Source organism: Ureaplasma canigenitalium ATCC 51252 (assembly GCF_000712165.1).
GTDB classification, from domain to species: Bacteria; Bacillota_I; Bacilli_A; order Mycoplasmatales; family Mycoplasmoidaceae; genus Ureaplasma; species Ureaplasma canigenitalium.
In genome coordinates, this window is record NZ_KL544010.1 from 237,995 (window position 1) to 255,812 (window position 17,818).

General features: G+C 32.4%; 12 protein-coding genes. 9 read left to right on the forward strand and 3 right to left on the reverse strand.

Features of this window, described 5'->3' with window-relative positions; all coding sequences use genetic code 4:
• Nucleotides 1–407: 407 nt before the first annotated feature.
• Nucleotides 408–851, forward strand: coding sequence for a peptide-methionine (R)-S-oxide reductase MsrB (msrB, locus tag T416_RS0102970; RefSeq protein WP_031489326.1), 444 nt, complete (start codon nt 408–410; stop codon nt 849–851).
• Between the two features lie 144 nt (nt 852–995).
• Here msrB and T416_RS0102975 read toward each other — a convergent pair whose 3' ends face one another.
• The 3 genes from T416_RS0102975 to T416_RS0102985 form a co-directional block, all read right to left on the reverse strand.
• Nucleotides 996–2,906 carry a Vmc-like lipoprotein signal peptide domain-containing protein gene (locus tag T416_RS0102975; RefSeq protein ID WP_031489327.1) on the reverse strand — a complete coding sequence of 637 codons (1,911 nt, stop codon included), beginning with the start codon at nt 2,904–2,906 and terminating at the stop codon, nt 996–998.
• Between the two features lie 562 nt (nt 2,907–3,468).
• Nucleotides 3,469–5,208, reverse strand: coding sequence for a Vmc-like lipoprotein signal peptide domain-containing protein (locus T416_RS0102980; RefSeq protein ID WP_031489328.1), 1,740 nt, complete (start codon nt 5,206–5,208; stop codon nt 3,469–3,471).
• A 141-nt stretch (nt 5,209–5,349) separates the two neighbouring features.
• Nucleotides 5,350–6,666: an endonuclease/exonuclease/phosphatase family protein gene (locus tag T416_RS0102985; protein ID WP_051675995.1), complete on the reverse strand. Its 1,317-nt coding sequence runs from the start codon at nt 6,664–6,666 to the stop codon at nt 5,350–5,352.
• A gap of 95 nt (nt 6,667–6,761) precedes the next feature.
• Here T416_RS0102985 and T416_RS0102990 point away from each other — a divergent pair, with 95 nt between their 5' ends.
• The 8 genes from T416_RS0102990 (at nt 6,762) to grpE (ending at nt 17,798) form a co-directional block, all read left to right on the forward strand.
• A complete protein-coding gene (locus tag T416_RS0102990) occupies nt 6,762–7,391 on the forward strand; it encodes a ribonuclease HII (RefSeq protein WP_051675998.1) in 630 nt (209 codons plus the stop codon).
• 31 nt (nt 7,392–7,422) lie between these two features.
• Nucleotides 7,423–8,775, forward strand: a complete 1,353-nt coding sequence (locus T416_RS0102995; protein ID WP_031489331.1) for a DUF2130 domain-containing protein — start codon at nt 7,423–7,425, stop codon at nt 8,773–8,775.
• Between the two features lie 107 nt (nt 8,776–8,882).
• Nucleotides 8,883–10,184, forward strand: a complete 1,302-nt coding sequence (locus T416_RS0103000; RefSeq protein WP_031489332.1) for a thymidine phosphorylase — start codon at nt 8,883–8,885, stop codon at nt 10,182–10,184.
• A gap of 56 nt (nt 10,185–10,240) precedes the next feature.
• Complete coding sequence (alaS, locus tag T416_RS0103005) at nt 10,241–12,982, forward strand: alanine--tRNA ligase (RefSeq protein ID WP_031489333.1); 2,742 nt, start codon at nt 10,241–10,243, stop codon at nt 12,980–12,982.
• On the forward strand, nt 12,982–13,416 hold the full coding sequence (ruvX, locus tag T416_RS0103010) for a Holliday junction resolvase RuvX (protein WP_031489334.1): 435 nt from the start codon (nt 12,982–12,984) through the stop codon (nt 13,414–13,416). The genes alaS and ruvX overlap by 1 nt, the downstream gene beginning before the upstream one ends.
• Nucleotides 13,417–13,418: 2 nt before the next feature.
• Nucleotides 13,419–15,839, forward strand: coding sequence for a leucine--tRNA ligase (gene leuS / locus T416_RS0103015; protein WP_031489335.1), 2,421 nt, complete (start codon nt 13,419–13,421; stop codon nt 15,837–15,839).
• Between the two features lie 110 nt (nt 15,840–15,949).
• Complete coding sequence (locus tag T416_RS04045) at nt 15,950–17,080, forward strand: DnaJ C-terminal domain-containing protein (protein WP_031489336.1); 1,131 nt, start codon at nt 15,950–15,952, stop codon at nt 17,078–17,080.
• The gene (grpE, locus tag T416_RS0103025; protein WP_031489337.1) at nt 17,070–17,798 is read left to right on the forward strand and encodes a nucleotide exchange factor GrpE; all 729 of its coding nucleotides are present in this window, start codon (nt 17,070–17,072) and stop codon (nt 17,796–17,798) included. The genes T416_RS04045 and grpE overlap by 11 nt, the downstream gene beginning before the upstream one ends.
• The last annotated feature ends 20 nt before the right edge of the window (nt 17,799–17,818 follow it).

The following is a 17,818-nucleotide window of genomic DNA, read 5'->3' on the forward strand; positions in this document are numbered from 1 at the left end:
TTGAATTAAAAACTCCAAACATTAAACAAAAATGAGTTAAAAAAAATAGTACAAATCTTAATGTCCGAGAAAATTGCAGACACATTAAAAAAACACAGCTTTATGCTATTTTTCACTAGGACTATAAACCGTAAGGTACACCAAAAATTCTGTTGAATGTTTTAATGGAAATTTAAAAAAGGTAACAAAAAATAAGCCGTTGTTTAGGACGACGATACTTTATTAAATAATCTATCTGTCTATTATTAATATTGTTAAAAAGAAATCGAATGATTACCAATTAACCAAATTTACAATGAACTAATAGTCATCCATATAGTTACACACTAAGTTTTTCTTTAGTAACTAATAAAAAACTCTTAATTGAAATAAAAATTTATTTAGTCATTTATGTATAATTTTTTATTATGAAAAATAAAAAAGATTTATCACACTTAAGTGAACTACAGTACAAGGTTACTCAAGAAGGGTATACCGAACGTCCTTATGTCAACGAATATGATCGACACTTTGAAAAAGGAATTTATGTTGACATAGTTGATGGAACACCATTATTTCTATCAACCGATAAATACAACTCTGGTTGCGGATGACCAGCTTTTAGTAAACCGATTGATCAATCTATGATTATTGAGAAAGAGGATTTATCGCACGGAATGTCTAGGATTGAAGTAAAAAGTAAAGATGCCGATTCCCACCTTGGTCATGTTTTTAATGATGGACCGAGGGAGTTTGGTGGAATGAGATACTGCATTAATTCTGCATCACTTCGTTTCGTTCCATATGACAAATTAGATGAAGAGGGATATGGTAAGTATAAAAGTATCCTTGATATGGAAGAGAAAAAATAATTCTAAACTCTTATAAAACAAATAAATATAAGAAAAAAATAACCTAGATATGAGATTATCGTCTTGGTTATTTTTTTGTTATTAATTAACGATAGACAAAAAAATCTTTCCTTTGTGGAAAGATTATTTCTAAAAAGATATTTTTTATGGTTGTTGTGAACCACCTGAAGAACCTGTTGTAGTAGTTGACGGAGTTGGTGCAGTAGTGCTTGATGTTGTAGTTGAAGAACTAGCGGATGAACCACTGTTTTGACTAGTTGAAGGTTGTTGTGATTCCGTAGACTCTTTTGAACCTTGTGTACCTGTCTGTCCTGGTTGAGAGCCTGATGCAGGTGGAGACATTGTTGTACCATCTGTTTGTGCAGAACCTGCCTCACTTTGTCCTGCTTGATTTGCTCCAGCACTTGCAGTCCCTTGAGAACTGTTAGTATTTTGAGGACCACCTGTTCCACCTTGTGTTTGTCCACCATTTTGCATTCCGTTAGGTTGTGTAGAACTATTTGAACTTACATTAACTGTTTTAAAAACTGATTTCGCGATATACTTAGTAAAATCTTTTGCTGAAGTATTATTTCCATCTTTAATTTTATAAGTTACCGTAATTTTGTCAGAATTTTTTTCTGCTTTAACAAATTCTAAAGTCACACCTTCAAATCCTGATTCAAGAATGTATCGCTCTTCTGCGGTACCAGCTTCTTCAAATGTTACATATGATGGATCTTTATATTCCACAATAACTTCATTGTTTAATTCTTCAAAATTAGTTGTGGTACTGCTAGATTGCTTAAATGAACTAGCATTAATTTCTTTTTTGTATTCTTTTCTCGTTGAATCTTTTACAAGTTCATAACTAACAATGATTTTATTATCTTCTTTTTCAGCAAGAATAAATTCAGCTGTGAATCCTGTAATTGTTGAATCAAAAGTAAATTTAATAGTTTCTTCGTCTGGTGTTGCTTCGTCAAATGTAACTTTATCTGCATTCTCATAAGAAACAGTTAATTTTTCATTTGCAAGATCAAAAGGATCTTTATTAGCATCTCCTTCACTCTTAAACACTGACTTAAGAATTTCCTTTGTAAATTCTTTTTCACCAGTCTTTGTTTTACCAACTAGTTTGTATGTAACTGTAATCTTGTCCTCAGTTTTTTCAGCTTTTAAAAAGCTAGCTGTAAGATCAGCACTTAAAGATGTGTCAAGTGTAATATCGTAATTAGTTGCATCAGTTGTAGCTGCACTATACAATGTTTCAGACGCATTTTTATAAGTTACTGTAACCTTAGTTTCATCAACTTTACTGAAATCGTAAGCTTCCTTCTCACCTTGATCAGGAGTAGCTTTCTTTTCAAGCGTTTTAAACTTAAGAGTCTTTTGATCAGTTACACCCGAAAGACTAACTGCTTTACCTTCAACAGTAAGCGATTCAACTGTATATTCAGTGTTTGCTTCAAGTTTATTGAAGTCAAAAGAAATTTCTTTTAGAGCAGACGCTATCGTTTTTTCAGACTTAACAGTCTTTTCGCCAGCTTTTAGGGTAAGAACAACATTACTGCGTGCCGCAACATCTTTTGAAAGAGTTACTTTAACTTTCGCAGATTCTTCTTTAATGTCAGAAACTTCAACTGTACTTACTTTGATTTCAGTATCTACTCCAGGTTTATCTGGTGAAGTTCCATCACGCTTAGCAATTTTTTTGTTTTTTATATTGGCATTAAGTGTAGCATTTCTACCATCTACTTTAACTTCTACAACAGTATATTCAACTTTAGGATCAAGACCTGTTAGGGGGATTAAAACAGATTTAGTCTTACTTGTAACTGTAGCAGCATAAACCTTGTCATTTAGTTTAACACTAACTCTTGTGTTAGGATTGATTTCATTTAAGAAGTTAATTGATACCTTAGCTGTAGTCTTATCAACTTCGCTAAATACAACATCTTGAACAACGCTTGTTGTTTTAACATTTCTACAAGCGACAGCAACTCCTGCAACAAGACCTGCTGCAGCAATTGTTCCAGTTATTAAATAAATGTATTTTTTCTTAGTTAATTTCATAAAATTCCTCATTTATGTATTGACTATACACATAATTAAGATATATGTCAATAAAAATTTATAATTTAATGAATTTTAAAAAGTAAAATAAATGGTACTAAATTGAGTTCTTGTGAACAAAAAAATTAAAGAAAAAAGATTTTTGTGTTAAATTTTTAACAATATATATAAATTTATACACATTTTTTTAATCAATGCAAAAAAATGAAGAATATCATAATGCATTTGAACATCCATTACATTAAGAATTAATTTGTATCTTTATTTTTATGTGGAAAAGCTTGCTTTGTTGTGTAAATTTGAAAAAAACATTATATATAGTGTAATGAATTGTATAAATTTCTTAATCTCGCAAATTTGTTTTTTAAAAACTACACTCCTTTACATTCAACAAAAAAACACACTCTTTTTTTACAATCATGGTGTGTTTGTTTAGTTTCTTTCCTTAAAGGTGAAAAAAGGATTATTCGTTGTTAATGATGGTTCTCTAAAAAACAACATATCTCCCTTCACTTAGTTAATAAAAAAAGAATTATGATAGGAAAATATTTAAAAATGAAAGTTATTTAGTTATCTTAGCAGTATTGTTATCTGTTGTTTTTGATTGAGGATCTTTTGAAGGAGCAGTTGAATCATTTTTAAAGTGGTTCGCTAGGATATCCTTACTGTATTCTTTACTGACATTCCCTATTGAAAGTTTATAAGTGATAGTAATTTTACTATTGTCAGATGCTTTTTCTGCTTTAACGAAGGTGACAGTTACTTGATTAGCTTTAGAAGAATCTTGACCATTCGCTAAATCTAATTTAAGTTCATATTTTTCACTTTTTAATTCAGCATCTTTAATATCAACTTTGTCAGCTTCTTTGTAATTGACAATTAAGTTGTCATTAGCAGCAACTAAAACAGGTTCTTCTGTTTGTTCATCGGTTTTAAAAACCGAACGAGATAATTCTTTAACGAACTGTTTTTCTCCGGTTTTACCGTTTTTTGCTACTAATTTCAGGGTAATTGTAATCTTATTAGCACTTTTCTTTGCACTAACAAATTTAACATCTAAATCATTAGTTAATGTGCTATCTAGGGTAATTTGATATTTGTCTTCTGTTTCCTCTGCTTGGTGAAAAGTAACCTTCTCGCTTTCCTTATATTTAACCGTGACATCGTAATTAGAGTCAAAATTAGTAAAATCATAAGGATTTGGTGCTTTAAAGATACTCATTGGGATATCTTTAGTAAACTCTTTTTCTCCGCTCTTTGTTTTAGCAACTAATTTGTAAGTAACAGTAATCTTCTCGTTTGTTTTAACTGCCTTAACAAAAATTGAAGAAAGATCTGGAGTTAAACTACTGTCAAGTGTAATTAAGTAGTTCTTAGCATCTGTTGAAGCTAAACTAAATAATGTTTCGCTAGCATTCTTATATGTAACTGTAACCTTAGATTGATCTAATTTGTCAAAGTCATAGGGTACTTTTTTATTATTATCAGTTTGCTTTTCATTCGGATTCAACCCTGGAACATTTTTTTGGTCACTATTTGGTAGAAGATTTTTCTTTGTAGGTGTCTTAAACCTCAAACTCTTTTGGTCATTAATACTTGAAAGACTAACAACCTTGTTATTAATCATTAGAGACTTAATAGTATATTCAGTGTTCATTTCAAGTTGAGAAAAATCAAAGGTTAATGTATTAAGAGATGAGTTATTAATCTTCGAAGATGTGATATTTTTTTCTCCATAACCAAGAGTAAGGACAACATTGCTTGAAGCTGAGATTTCGTTCAAAAGAGTAATCTTAACCTTAGCTGAAGTGTAGGTTACATCAATCGTTTCAATAGTATTTACCTTGATTTCAGTCTTAATGTCAGGTACAGTTTGATCATTTGTTTCAGGTTTAGTATTCGAATCGCCCTCACGAATGTCAATCTTCTTTGATTGAACATTATTATTAAGAGTAGAAACGACACCATCAACACGAACTTCGTTAACAGTATAAGCGACTCTCGGATTAAGACCTGACACAGGAATAGTCACTGATTTTGTTTTATTAGTAGTTGAAACAATAAATACCTTATCATTCAACTTCACACTAACTCTTTTATTTGGATTAATTTCTTGTAAGAAGTTAATCGTAACTTTCGCTGAAGAATTAGTCACTTCGCTAAAGGTAACATCAGTCACTGTGTTTTTATTTGTAACACTGTTTCCTGTGTTACGACAAGCGGCAGATACAGCTGTGACAAGTCCTGTGATTGTGATCATTCCTAATGTAAGGTAAAGGTGTTTTTTCTTATTTATTTTCATAGATTTTCTCGTTTAATTTATGCATCAAATATACACATATATGTGCTTTTAGTCAATAAAAATAAAAAATATTTTTATTTAAAAAGATACCTTAAATTAAATTAATTTTAAAAATCTACTTAGAAATAAAGAAGAATAGTGTTATCTACTATGTTCGAGTTCGATATCATTTTCTTTTAATTCTAGGTCAAAATAAGTCATTGTGTGGTCTGATATTTTGCCCATCACTTTCGTATAGTACTCGTATAAGTTTTTGGTTTTCTGGTGTCACTGCTGATTAATATTTGTTAACTCGTTCAAACTATGAATCTTCTTTCCTTTTCCAGTGTAATAGAACTTAAGTGTCTCAAGACGTCAATCTTTTGAGATAACATCTTCATTAAAGAGCAGAGATCAAATGTCAATCTTCTTTGGATTTAGGTATTTTCCATCAGTCTTAAGAAACATCTTGTCGTAAGGTTGACTATATTGATTAAAACTACGGGAAAGACTAGTTCGATTCTTATCATCACTATCCTTTAACAAAGAGATGTAACCATCTAAGAGTAAAGGACGAAAAGCGATGCTCTCATTTCCTTTTTTAATATTGGTATCACCCATAAAAATAAGGTCATCATTTTTTCCGTCGAGATCGTCAAAAAAACTCATAACATTATTTAGTTGAAAGGCCTCGTTTAATTCCTTTGAACCTTGTGCTGTTTTAATTCCCATATATTTACTTTTAACAAGGTAATCATGAGCTCTTGTTTCACTACCTTTTTTCTCTCCTGGACTATCTAAATGAGAAAGTACAAAAGTGAAGTCTTTTCGCTTATCAGGTGTGATAAAGGTAACACCACTTGGGGGACGACTATAACTAATAAAACTCCTGTCATTTGTTGGGTTAAACTCTTGTTTGAACAATTGGTCGCGACCAGATCCTTGAACTTCATAAGTAATAAAGTTTTCTTTAACTTCTACAACATTTTTTTTATAAATAAAACCAACCCGTTCCTTCTGGGTTTCATAATTACTACCAAAAAGATCTTTCGAAATGGTGTAAGTTCACAAATTCTTTTTATCATACTTTCTTATGACATTGACAATACTTTCAATTGCTTGATACCTTTTCTCATTATTAAATGTCTTAGGAGTCGCATTAAGTTCAGTAAGACCGATCACATCAACTCCAGAATAAAGAATAATTTTTGCAATTGCTTCATTTTTTAAATAATCGTCCCCACCCTGATTTAGGATGTTTCAGTGACCAAGACGGATGGTGGATTTCACTGGAGTCTCATTTTTTTCAGTCCCAGACTGATTAGAATGATCTGCAGTGTTACCGTTTTCCTTAATCCTGTTATTTTCCTCTTGTTTGTTATTCCCGTTATGCTTAACACAAGAAACAGCAATAATGGTTAATGTTCCGCTAATCAGAACTGAACCTAATGCAACTTGAATCTTTCGCTTTATTTTCATGACTAATTCCTTATCTCTAAAAAAGATTATAAACAAGAAGAATACAGGAAAGAAAGTAAAATAATAAAGATAAAAAAGGTTAACCTAAATAAGAGATGACAAACAAAAAAACAAAAATTAGTTCCTTAAAGCAATTTGATAATGAGTTTTATCAAAACGGAAAAGAAAGTATTCTTGGTATTGACGAAGTAGGTCGCGGATGTCTTGCGGGTCCGGTCGTAATTGCTGGAGTGATTGTCAAAAAAGATTTCTACGACCAAAGAATCAACGATTCTAAAAAATTAACAAAAAAATTAATAATAGAACTTTCGGAGTTAATCAAAGACCATTCAATTGCTTTTGAAATAGTTTTCATTGAACCAGGTGTAATTGACCAATTAAATATCTTAAAAGCGACGATCTTAGGGGTAGAACAAGTCATCGCTTCACTAAAAAGCAAGTCTACTACCATCCTTGTCGACTATTTATATAAAGGATATGAAAACAATGACATCACGATGATAAAAAAGGGTGATGCAACGTCCTTCTCGATTGCTTGTGCAAGTATTCTTGCTAAAAATGCTCGTGATCAATATATGAAGAAGATGTCAACTATTTATCCTTTTTATGGATTTGAAACAAATGTTGGATATCCGACTAAAAAACACTATCAGATGATTGAAAAATACGGAATTACCCCACTTCATCGAAGAAGCTTTCGACTAACATCTAAGTCTTATCAATAGTATAATCAAGATGCTAAAAATGGGGGTATTTATGGGCAAATTAAAAATTATTGATTTTGTTAATCTACAACTACAAGCACTTGAAGATATTCATGCAAAGGAAATTATTCAGTTAAAAACTGAAGAAACTGAACTGCACAATGCTATTCAGGAAAAAATCGAAGACCAAAGAGATGAAATCATTAAAAAATGAAAAGAAGAAGAGAAGGAATCGATTATTAATAACTTCCGACAAACTGATGAATATAAAAAACTAAAGGATGACCAGAAAGAACTTGAATTAACTAATGAGCGTTACAAAAATTACCAAAAACAATGATCCGAAGATAAATTCAAAGAAAAATTAAAAGAAGAAGAAGAAAATTGGAAAAACAAGTTTTTTCAATCCGAAGAATATAAAACTTTAGAGAATACCTTGAACGATAAGGATAGTTTAATTAAAGAACTTAAACAGCAATTAGCAATTAATAAAGAAAACATCATTAGCAAATATAAAGCTGAAGATCAAGAATACAACGAACTCAAAGCACTTAGGGATAATTATCAACTTTCACTTGAAAATGAAAAAATTAAGTTAAGTCAAATAAAAGATAAAGAAAAAGAAGAGGCACTAAGAGAACTTCAGAAACAACATGATGAAGAGCTGCTAAAACGAAATAGTCTTACCACAAAAGAACTTGGTGAAGACTTTGAGCGGGAAATCATCAATATGTACGATGAGCATTTTCATTGAGACCGTAAAATGAATTTTACAAGAACTACTGTGTCGAAAGATGGTAATAAGCCCGACTTCCGTCTTGACATCTACGATCGTGATTTTGAGCAACTAACTGAAATCGAAAAAACAAAACCAAACCTTTCTATCATCTTTGAAGCAAAAACAAAATTCAATACCACAGAAGGTCAAAAAAACGAAAAATTCTTTAAGAAACTAGACAAAGACCGAGAAAATTACGGTTCACAATATGCTGTATTAATAACCGAACTTGAACCCGAAAGTTCTTTTGCGATTAAATCAATCAATGAGTATCGTGATATGTATATGATTCGTCCTTTTATGTTCGAAACGATTGTTAACTTCTTCCGTCTTCTCGCTTCAAAAGCTAAAGCTATTAATGATGAAATTTCCTTCTTTAAGAAACAAGAACTTGAAAAAGAATTTAATGAATTTAAGAAATATTTTGATGACAAAATTAGAACAAAAATTAATGATACAATCGACACTATTCAAAAACAAGCTGATATCCTAGATAAAGTTAAGAAAGCCCTTGAAGAAAAGGTTGTTGATGGACTTAAAAAAATCAATAACGATATGGAAAAGAAACTTGAAAAAAACTTAAATCCAGTCCTAAAGAAACTCGAAAAAAACGAAGGGATGTTTTAAGTTTTTCAAACTCAATAAAAAGTATTCTCAACATTAAAAAAATGTTGAAAACTTTTTCCATTTTTCCTTCTTCTTTATTAAAATAATAACTATGGTAGGAGATTGCTATGTTTAATGTTGTTGAAATCATAAAAAAGAAGAAAAACAAAATTCCTCTTTCAAACGAAGAAATAAGTTATGTCTATAATGGTTTTATTAATAAAACCATTACTGATTACCAAATGGCCGCTTTCCTTATGGCTGTTAACTTTACTGGTTACACTGACGATGAACAGTATTATGCGACTAAAGCTATGATTGAAAGTGGAAAAACTTTTGACCTCCGAGTTGATGGTCAAATTGTTGTTGATAAACATAGTTCTGGTGGAGTCGGTGATAAAGTTTCAATAATCTTGACTCCTTTACTTGTTGCTCTTGGATTCTATGTCGGAAAAATGAGTGGACGTGGTCTTGGTTTTACCGGTGGAACCATCGACAAACTTGAATCACTAAATCTTAACCTTGATTTTGATATTAAACACTACAAAGAAGAGCTCTTAGCAACAAAACTACTCCTTACTGGTCAAAGTGAGGACATGGTAAAAGCAGACAAAGAAATTTATGCTTTACGTGATGTCATCGGAGCAAGTGATGTTTTTGATTTGATGGTTGGTTCGATAATGGCAAAAAAACTTGCTCTTATTACTGACTACATCTTTCTCGATGTTAAAGTTGGTGAAGGTGCTTTTTGTCGTAACATCGACGAAGCTCGAAGTCTTGGAGATAAAATGCTTAAACTTAGTCGCAAGTTTAATCGTAAAACCATTATCCACCTAACTAATATGGATAAACCACTTGGTAGAGCTATTGGTAATGGAATTGAAGTTAGAGAAGGGATGGATTTCCTTCGTGGTAAACCAGTTTCAAAAGATTTATATGAGTTAATCACCCATTTTGCAATTGACATTCTACTTGAAACAGGACGAGTTTCATCAAAAGAAGAGGCAATGACTAAGATTGAGGAAGTATTAAAGAATCAATCTGCTTTTCATGTCTTCGTTAATTGAGTTAAATACCTAAAAGGGGATTATCAAAGTCTATATGATGATAGTTACTTTAACCCTAAATACACTCTTGATGTGATAAGCGAAAACGAAGGTTATCTTTCATTCAAAAAAACATCTGAGCTTGGTCTTATTAGTGTTGATCTAAAAGCAGGTCGTAAGGTAAAGACTGATAAGGTCGATCCACACGCTGGTATTTACCTTCATAAGAAAACAAATGATATGGTAAAAAAAGGCGAATTAGTTGCTTCTCTCTATTCATCCACTCCAATTAGCGAGGAAGCTAAAAAAAGGTTCCTTGCTAATCTACAATTTAATAAAGAACCTAAAAAAATGCAGGATGCAATTCTTGACATTATGAAATAATCTAATAACTTTCTACTTGCTAGAAAGTTTTTTATATATTGAAGAAAGATAAAATAATGCTGAAATTATCAACCAATGAAATAAGACAAAAATGGATTAACTTTTTTACAAAGCATAATCATTTATTTATTGAACCAAAATCACTTGTTCCAATTAACGATCCTTCTTTACTATGAATCAATAGTGGGGTAGCAACCTTAAAGGATTATTTTTCAGCCCGAGTAAATCCACCGCACACTAGACTTGTCAATAGTCAGAAGGCGATTAGAACAAACGATATTTTTAATGTCGGAAGAACTGCTCGTCATCATACTTTATTCGAAATGTTAGGTAATTTTTCGATAGGAGATTATTTCAAAAAAGAGGCTATTGATTTCGCTTACGACTTTCTTATTAATGAATTAAAAATTGATGTTAATCTCCTTTGAATTACTGTTTATATTGAAGATGAAGAAGCTTATCAATATTGAATAAACAAGGATGTCAAAAAAGACCAAATTCTCCGTGTTGGTCGTGACCGATGCTTCTGGGATGTTGGTTCAGGTCCTTGTGGACCGTGCACGGAAATTTACTATGACCGTGGGGAAAAATATGATCCTAACCAAGTTGGAACAAAACTAATCCTTGATGACCTTGAAAATGACCGTTACATTGAAATTTGAAATATTGTTTTTTCGCAATTTAATAATGATGGTAACAATGTTTACACCGAACTAAAGCGAAAAAACATCGATACTGGTGCTGGTCTTGAACGTCTTGCTTGCATTAGTCAAGATGTCCCAACCAACTTCGATACCGACCAATTCATTCATATTATTAATAGTGTTATGAAATATTCAACAATGAAGTATGATGGAAATGAATATTTCAAACCAAATGAAGAACAGCACAAAATTAATTTCAGTTATAAAGTAATAGCAGACCACATTCGTGCTGTTACCTTCGCAATCGCAGATGGTGTCATTCCGTCAGCTAAGGATCGCGGATATATCCTAAGAAGACTAATCAGAAGAATGCTCGTTAATGCTCATCAACTGAAAATTACAAATCTTAATTTTATTGATGATGCTATTCTTACCATTATGAATGATATGAATGGTTTTTATACTTATCTTACTCCTGATATGATTCAATATGTCGTTGGAATTGTGAAAAAGGAGGCTTCCCTTTTCAATCAAACTCTTGAAAAGGGATTATCCCTTTTTCATCAAGAAATAGCAAAAAACGGTTCATTAAATGCAGCAACTGCTTTTAAACTTTTTGATACATATGGTTTTCCGCTCGAACTAATTCGTGAACTACTTTTAAATATTAACCAAAATATTAAAGAAGAAGTTGTTGATCTTCTATTTGATGAAGTTAATAAACTCTTCCTTAATCACCAGAAAATTTCAAATCAAAACAAAAATAATGAAGCGATGGCGAAACAAAACGATGCTCTGCTTAACCTTCATCTCGATAGCAAATTCCTTTATCATACTTACACAAAGGAAAATGCCAAACTCCTAAAAATTTTCAATCTTTCCTTTAAGGAAGTTGATGCCTTAAATAACGAAGACGGCTACCTAATCTTCAATGAGACTCCTTTTTATGCGACATCAGGTGGCCAACAACACGATATCGGAACCATTTCAGATGATCACTATTCTTTCGATGTAATTGATGTCTTTAAGAGTCCGGAAGGTTATCATGTTCACAAAGTCCGAAACGCGACAGTTAAGTCTGGGATGTCATATCTTCTTCAAATCAACATAAACTACCGGGTTCATCTTGCTGCAAACCACACTAGCGAGCACCTTCTTCACTACACCTTAAAACATTTAATTAGTGATAAAATCAAGCAAGAAGGAGCGGCTAAATACTTTAATAAAGCAACCTTTGACTTCTTCTTCCATCGTCCATTAACAAATGATGAAATAACAAAAATAGAAAATCATATTAATCAAATAATCAAAAAAGAAATTGATGCAATCGAACGAATGGTGACACTAGAAGAGGCCAAAAAAGCCGGTGCTCTTGCTTACTTTGAAGATGTATACAACAAGCTCGGTGAAAAACTCCGAATGGTACAAATTGGTCCAAGTATTGAACTCTGCGGAGGTACCCATGTTGAAAATACTCGCGAAATCGAATATGTTAAATTAGTTTCTTTTGAAACAAAAGGGTCTGGTTCATACCGAATCACAATGGTAAGTATGATCGATAGTATCCTTGATTACTACAATGATGCAATCAATACCCTTATTGAACGTATTAATCAAATTTATCACCATCTTAATCCTTATTTAAACGACGATGAAATTAAGGAATATAAAAAGGTTATCGGTCTTCAAAACGACCTTAAGATTGATAATCTAAACGAAACTTTAAATGATTACAACGATTATTTAAACAAAATGATAGAGAAGAAAATGGTCGTCGATAAGGAAAATAATGTCAAACTTCTCTCTTCAATTAAAGAGCAATATCAAAACAAAGATGACAAAGTTGTCGTTAATACTTTCTTTAATATCGATAATAAAATTATTTTCAATGCGCTTTCTGAACTAATAAACGAACAACAAAAAACTCTTTTTGTTTCCCTTAACTTTAAGGATGATGTAGTACAGTATTTGCTTGCTATCAACGAAGCTTATGCAAAACAAATCAACCTTAATTTAAACCACATTATTAAGAGTTTTAGTATGTACGAAAAAAACAAAGGTGGCGGTAAAGCTCACTTCGTCCAAGGTGGAATGAAAGCATCACTTAGTGATGTTTCTAATATTACGAAAATTATTGAAGAGTACCGTAACTAATGAGAATACTCTGTCTTGACCTTGGAATGAAAACATGCGGATTTGCGATTTCTGATGATTTAAATATCATTGCAAGTCCTTTATTAAATATGGTCTATCCAAACGAAGATCTTTCCTTTGTTGTCAACCAAGTTGAACAATACTTTCAACAATATAACAATCAGATCAATACCATAATCCTAGGTTATCCAACAAATGTTTACGATGCTTCAATGACAAACAACACTAGTCGTGTCATTAACCTTTACCACTTACTTCGTAATAAATATGATTCGTCGATTATCATTGAACTTGTTGATGAACGCTTTACCACACGAATCGCTGATCAAGCAATGCGTGATGTCAATATGAAAGCAAAAAAAAGAAAGATGAATAAAGACCGGATAGCAGCTTGTTTCATTCTCCAATATTATTTAAAAATTATTAAAGGATAAATATGTATAACCATAATAAAATCGAACAATACTGAAAAGATTATTTTGAACAAAATAAGGTCTTTAAATTTAAAGACCGCGGGGAAAATTATAAAAAGTTTTATGTTCTCGATATGTTTCCCTACCCATCAGGATATGGAATGCATGTTGGTCATATCAAAGGTTATACAGCAACTGATATCATCTCACGTTACAAAAGACTAAAAGGATATGATGTTCTTCACCCTATTGGATGGGATGCGTTCGGTTTACCCGCCGAACAATTTGCTATCAAAAACAATGTTCATCCAGGAAAGTTTACCGAGGAAAATATCAACAATTTCCGTCGTCAACTAAAAAGTATTGGTTTTGATTATGATTATGATAAGGAAGTTAATACAACCGACCCTAATTTTTACCGTACCACACAATACATTTTCTCTCTTCTATATAAACACAATCTTGCTTGTATTCTTGATGTCGATGTTAATTGGTGCGAGGAACTTGGAACAGTTCTTAGTAACGAAGAAGTTGTACAAGACAAAGATGGCAATCCGGTTTCTGAACGTGGTGGATTTCCGGTTGTTCAACGACCAATGAAGCAGTGAGTCTTAAAGATTACTGAATTCGCTGACTCGCTCCTAGACGGGTTAAAAGAAGTTGACTGACCACAATCTCTGAAATCACTGCAAAGTAATTGAATCGGAAAAAGTAATGGGGTAATTGTCGATTTTAAAGTAAAGAATCAAGATATTATTCTTCATGCTTTTTCTACACGTGTTGACACTATTTATGGTGTTTCATATCTTGCAATAGGTTTTGATAACGAACATCTTTCTTTTCTTGTTTCCAAAGAACAAAAAGAGCAAGTTGATCTTTTTGTTAAAGAAATTGAATCAAAAACTGGTTTCGGAATGCATGATGACTATGAAAAAGAAGGAGTTTTCACAGGTTCTTATGCCATCAATCCAATTAACAATGAAATTGTGCCTATTTTTGTTGTTAATTATGTTGTCAAACAATTTGGTACTGGTGTCCTTTTCGGTGTCCCAGCTCACGATGAACGTGATTACCATTTTGCTCTTAAATATCACCTTGACATCAAAAAGGTCATTGAGTGCGACACCCTTCCGTATATAGCTGATGGTAAACACATTAATAGTCCACTTATTAACGGTTTAAACATTGACGATAGCAAGCAAAAAATCATTAACGAACTAACGAAAAATGGTACTGGAAAAGAAACTACCTTCTATAAACTACGGGACTGAATTTTTAGTCGTCAACGATATTGAGGAGAACCTTTCCCTGTTCTTTTTGATGACGAAAATAACATTCACATCATTGATTCCTTACCAGTTACTCTTCCATACCTACAAGAATACAAACCAAGCGGTAAGATGGAAAGTCCTCTTGCTAACAAACCGGACTGAGTTAATGTCACAATTAACAAACAGCACTACCGAAGAGAAACAAACACGATGCCGCAATGAGCCGGTTCTTCGTGATACTACTTAGCTTATATCTTAAAGAACGACGACGGATCATACCTTGATTTGTCTTCAAAAGAAGGACAAGATCGTCTAAAAAGATGACTTCCAGTTGACCTTTATATCGGTGGTCAAGAACACGCTGTATTACATCTACTTTATGCTCGATTCTGACACCAGTTTCTTTATCAAATCGGTCTTGTTCCAACCAAAGAACCTTTTTATAAAGTCGTTAACCAAGGAATGATTCTCGCTTCTAATAACGAAAAAATGTCAAAGTCAAAAGGGAATGTCATCAACCCTGATGTCATTGTCGAATCCCACGGTGCTGACACATTGCGGATTTACGAAATGTTTATGGGACCTCTGTCCCAATCCCTTCCTTGAAGTAATCAGGGACTTGACGGAATAAGAAAATGATTGGATCGGGTTTACCGCTTGTATACAAACGAAGTACAATTCGAAATCATATCCGATATTGAAAACATTAATCAGGAATTAACAACTGCTTTTCACCAGTTTCTAAAAGACTTTACAATCCACATCGAAAATATGAGTTTTAACCTCGCTGTCAGTTCGATGATGATTTTCATTAATGCTGTTTATAAAATAAAACAAATTAATTATCAAATGCTAGATCAATTTTTAATTTGTCTTAGTCTGTATGCTCCGTTTCTCGCTGAAGAGCTTCATAGTATAAATAACAAAGACCTGATTATTAATCATCCTTTTCCGGTTTATGATGAAAATAAACTAGTGAAAACCGCTCTTACCATTCCAGTTCAAATCAACGGTAAGTTAAAGGGTAGCATTACCGTTAGTGTCGATGACGATGATGAAAGTATTAAGCAAACCGCTCTGCAACTTTTAGTCAAAAAGAACGACATCACATCAACAGATGAACCGAAGAAAATCATTTATATTAAACATAAAATCATCAATTTTGTTTTTTAGGATAGTATTAACTCTTTCCTATACTAACTCCCATTTAGCAATCTTAATATTGGTTTGCTAAAATTGGAGTTTTTTATTATAATTTTTAAATACATTGGAGTAAAGCATTTATGGCAAAAGATTATTATGAAGTGTTAGGAATTAGTCGTAATGCGACTGAGGAAGATATCAAAAAAGCTTACCGGAAACTCTCAAAACAATACCACCCTGATTTAAATCCTTCGAAAGATGCTGAAGAGAAAATGAAGGAAATTAACCAGGCCTATGATGTGTTAAAAGATCCTAAAAAACGAAGTAATTATGATCAATTTGGTAGTGAACACGATCAACATGCTGGTTTTAATAGTCAGGGCGGTTTCGGTGGATTTGGTGATTTTGGTTCCTTTGATTTTGGTGATGTATTTAGTAGCTTTTTCGGTCAAGATAATGGTGGATACCGTGAAACATATGTCGATGGTACCATCAACCTTCGTGTAGGAATTGACCTTCTTGAAAGCATCCTTGGTACAAGTAAAACCATTTCCTATGACCGTGTTGTCTCATGTAGTTCTTGTAACGGGTCTGGAGTAAAGAATCCTAATGATGTCAAAACCTGTACCGGATGTAATGGTTCAGGACATACTAATAATGTTATTAACACACCGTTCGGGAGAATGCAGCAAACGGTGACCTGTCGAGTGTGTAATGGTCGTGGAAAAATTTACAAAGATCCTTGTCCTGTCTGCAAGGGAAACCGTCAATCTAAGGAAAATGTGAAACTAACAATTGAAATCCCTCAAGGAACTATTGATGGGGAAAAACTGATGGTTTCAAACCGCGGTAATGTAATAAATGGTAAAAGCTACAACCTTTATATTTTTATCGAAGTGAAAAGTCACAAATACTTCGCAATCGATGGTTTAAACATCCACACTAGAACTAAAATTGATCCAATTCTCGCCATCGTCGGGGGTGAAATTGATGTTATCACTCCATATGGTAAAAAATGCATCAAAATTCCTCCAAGAACACCTAATGGTAAAATCTTTAAGATTTCAGGTGAAGGTCTAAAACGAGTCAAACCAAGTCCAATTAGTCATAAAAAAACAGGTGACTTTTATACAACCATTGAGTATGCAACACCTAATACCTATACCAAAGATGAACTTAATTTATTAAAAAAACTAAGTCTTATTGAAAACACAGAAGTGTCAAATTATAATGAAAATGTAACAAGGGAAGTGAAACGATATGGTAAATAACAAAAACCACGAAGACGAACAAATGGATAAGGTCGAAAAAGAAGAAAAAAAAGATACCACTCCTAACGAACATGACAATGTCAAAGGAGTCGAAGACGAATACCAAGATGCTTTTGCTAATGACTCATCTAAAGCCAATAAAAAACATCTTAACCTAAAAAAAGAACTTGGAGAAATGCATCAAAAGCATAAGCACCAAGAACAAATCATCCAACAACAACAACATAAAATCAAGAATCTAGAAATGAAGATTCACGAACAAAATTCGATGTTTATTAAGAAACTTGAAGAAAAAATGAAGGAAGCTTCAAGTATCTTAAAACAAAAACAAGAAGAACTGTATAACACTTTTGATACAAAACTTGAAGATGCTATCTTTAAAATTTACAAAAACAAATTTGATAATCTTCTTTCTAATATTAACCAGTTTTATAGCATCACAAACAAGGAATACGACGATGATAAGTTAAATTCTTTTATTAAAGGATTTAGTATGATCGCAAACGGTATGGTCGAAAGTCTAAAGGAACTTGATATCCATATGTATACCCCAACGCTTGGTAGCATCTTTAACGGTGATACTGCTGAAGCTTTTGAAGTTGTACCTGATAACACCCTTCCTGACCATAGTATTAAAAGTATTGTTAACCCAGGCTTCATGTATAAGGATAAAATCATAAAATATGCGACCGTAAAAATTACAAAAAAAGAGAGTTAAAAAGTGGGAAACCCCACTTT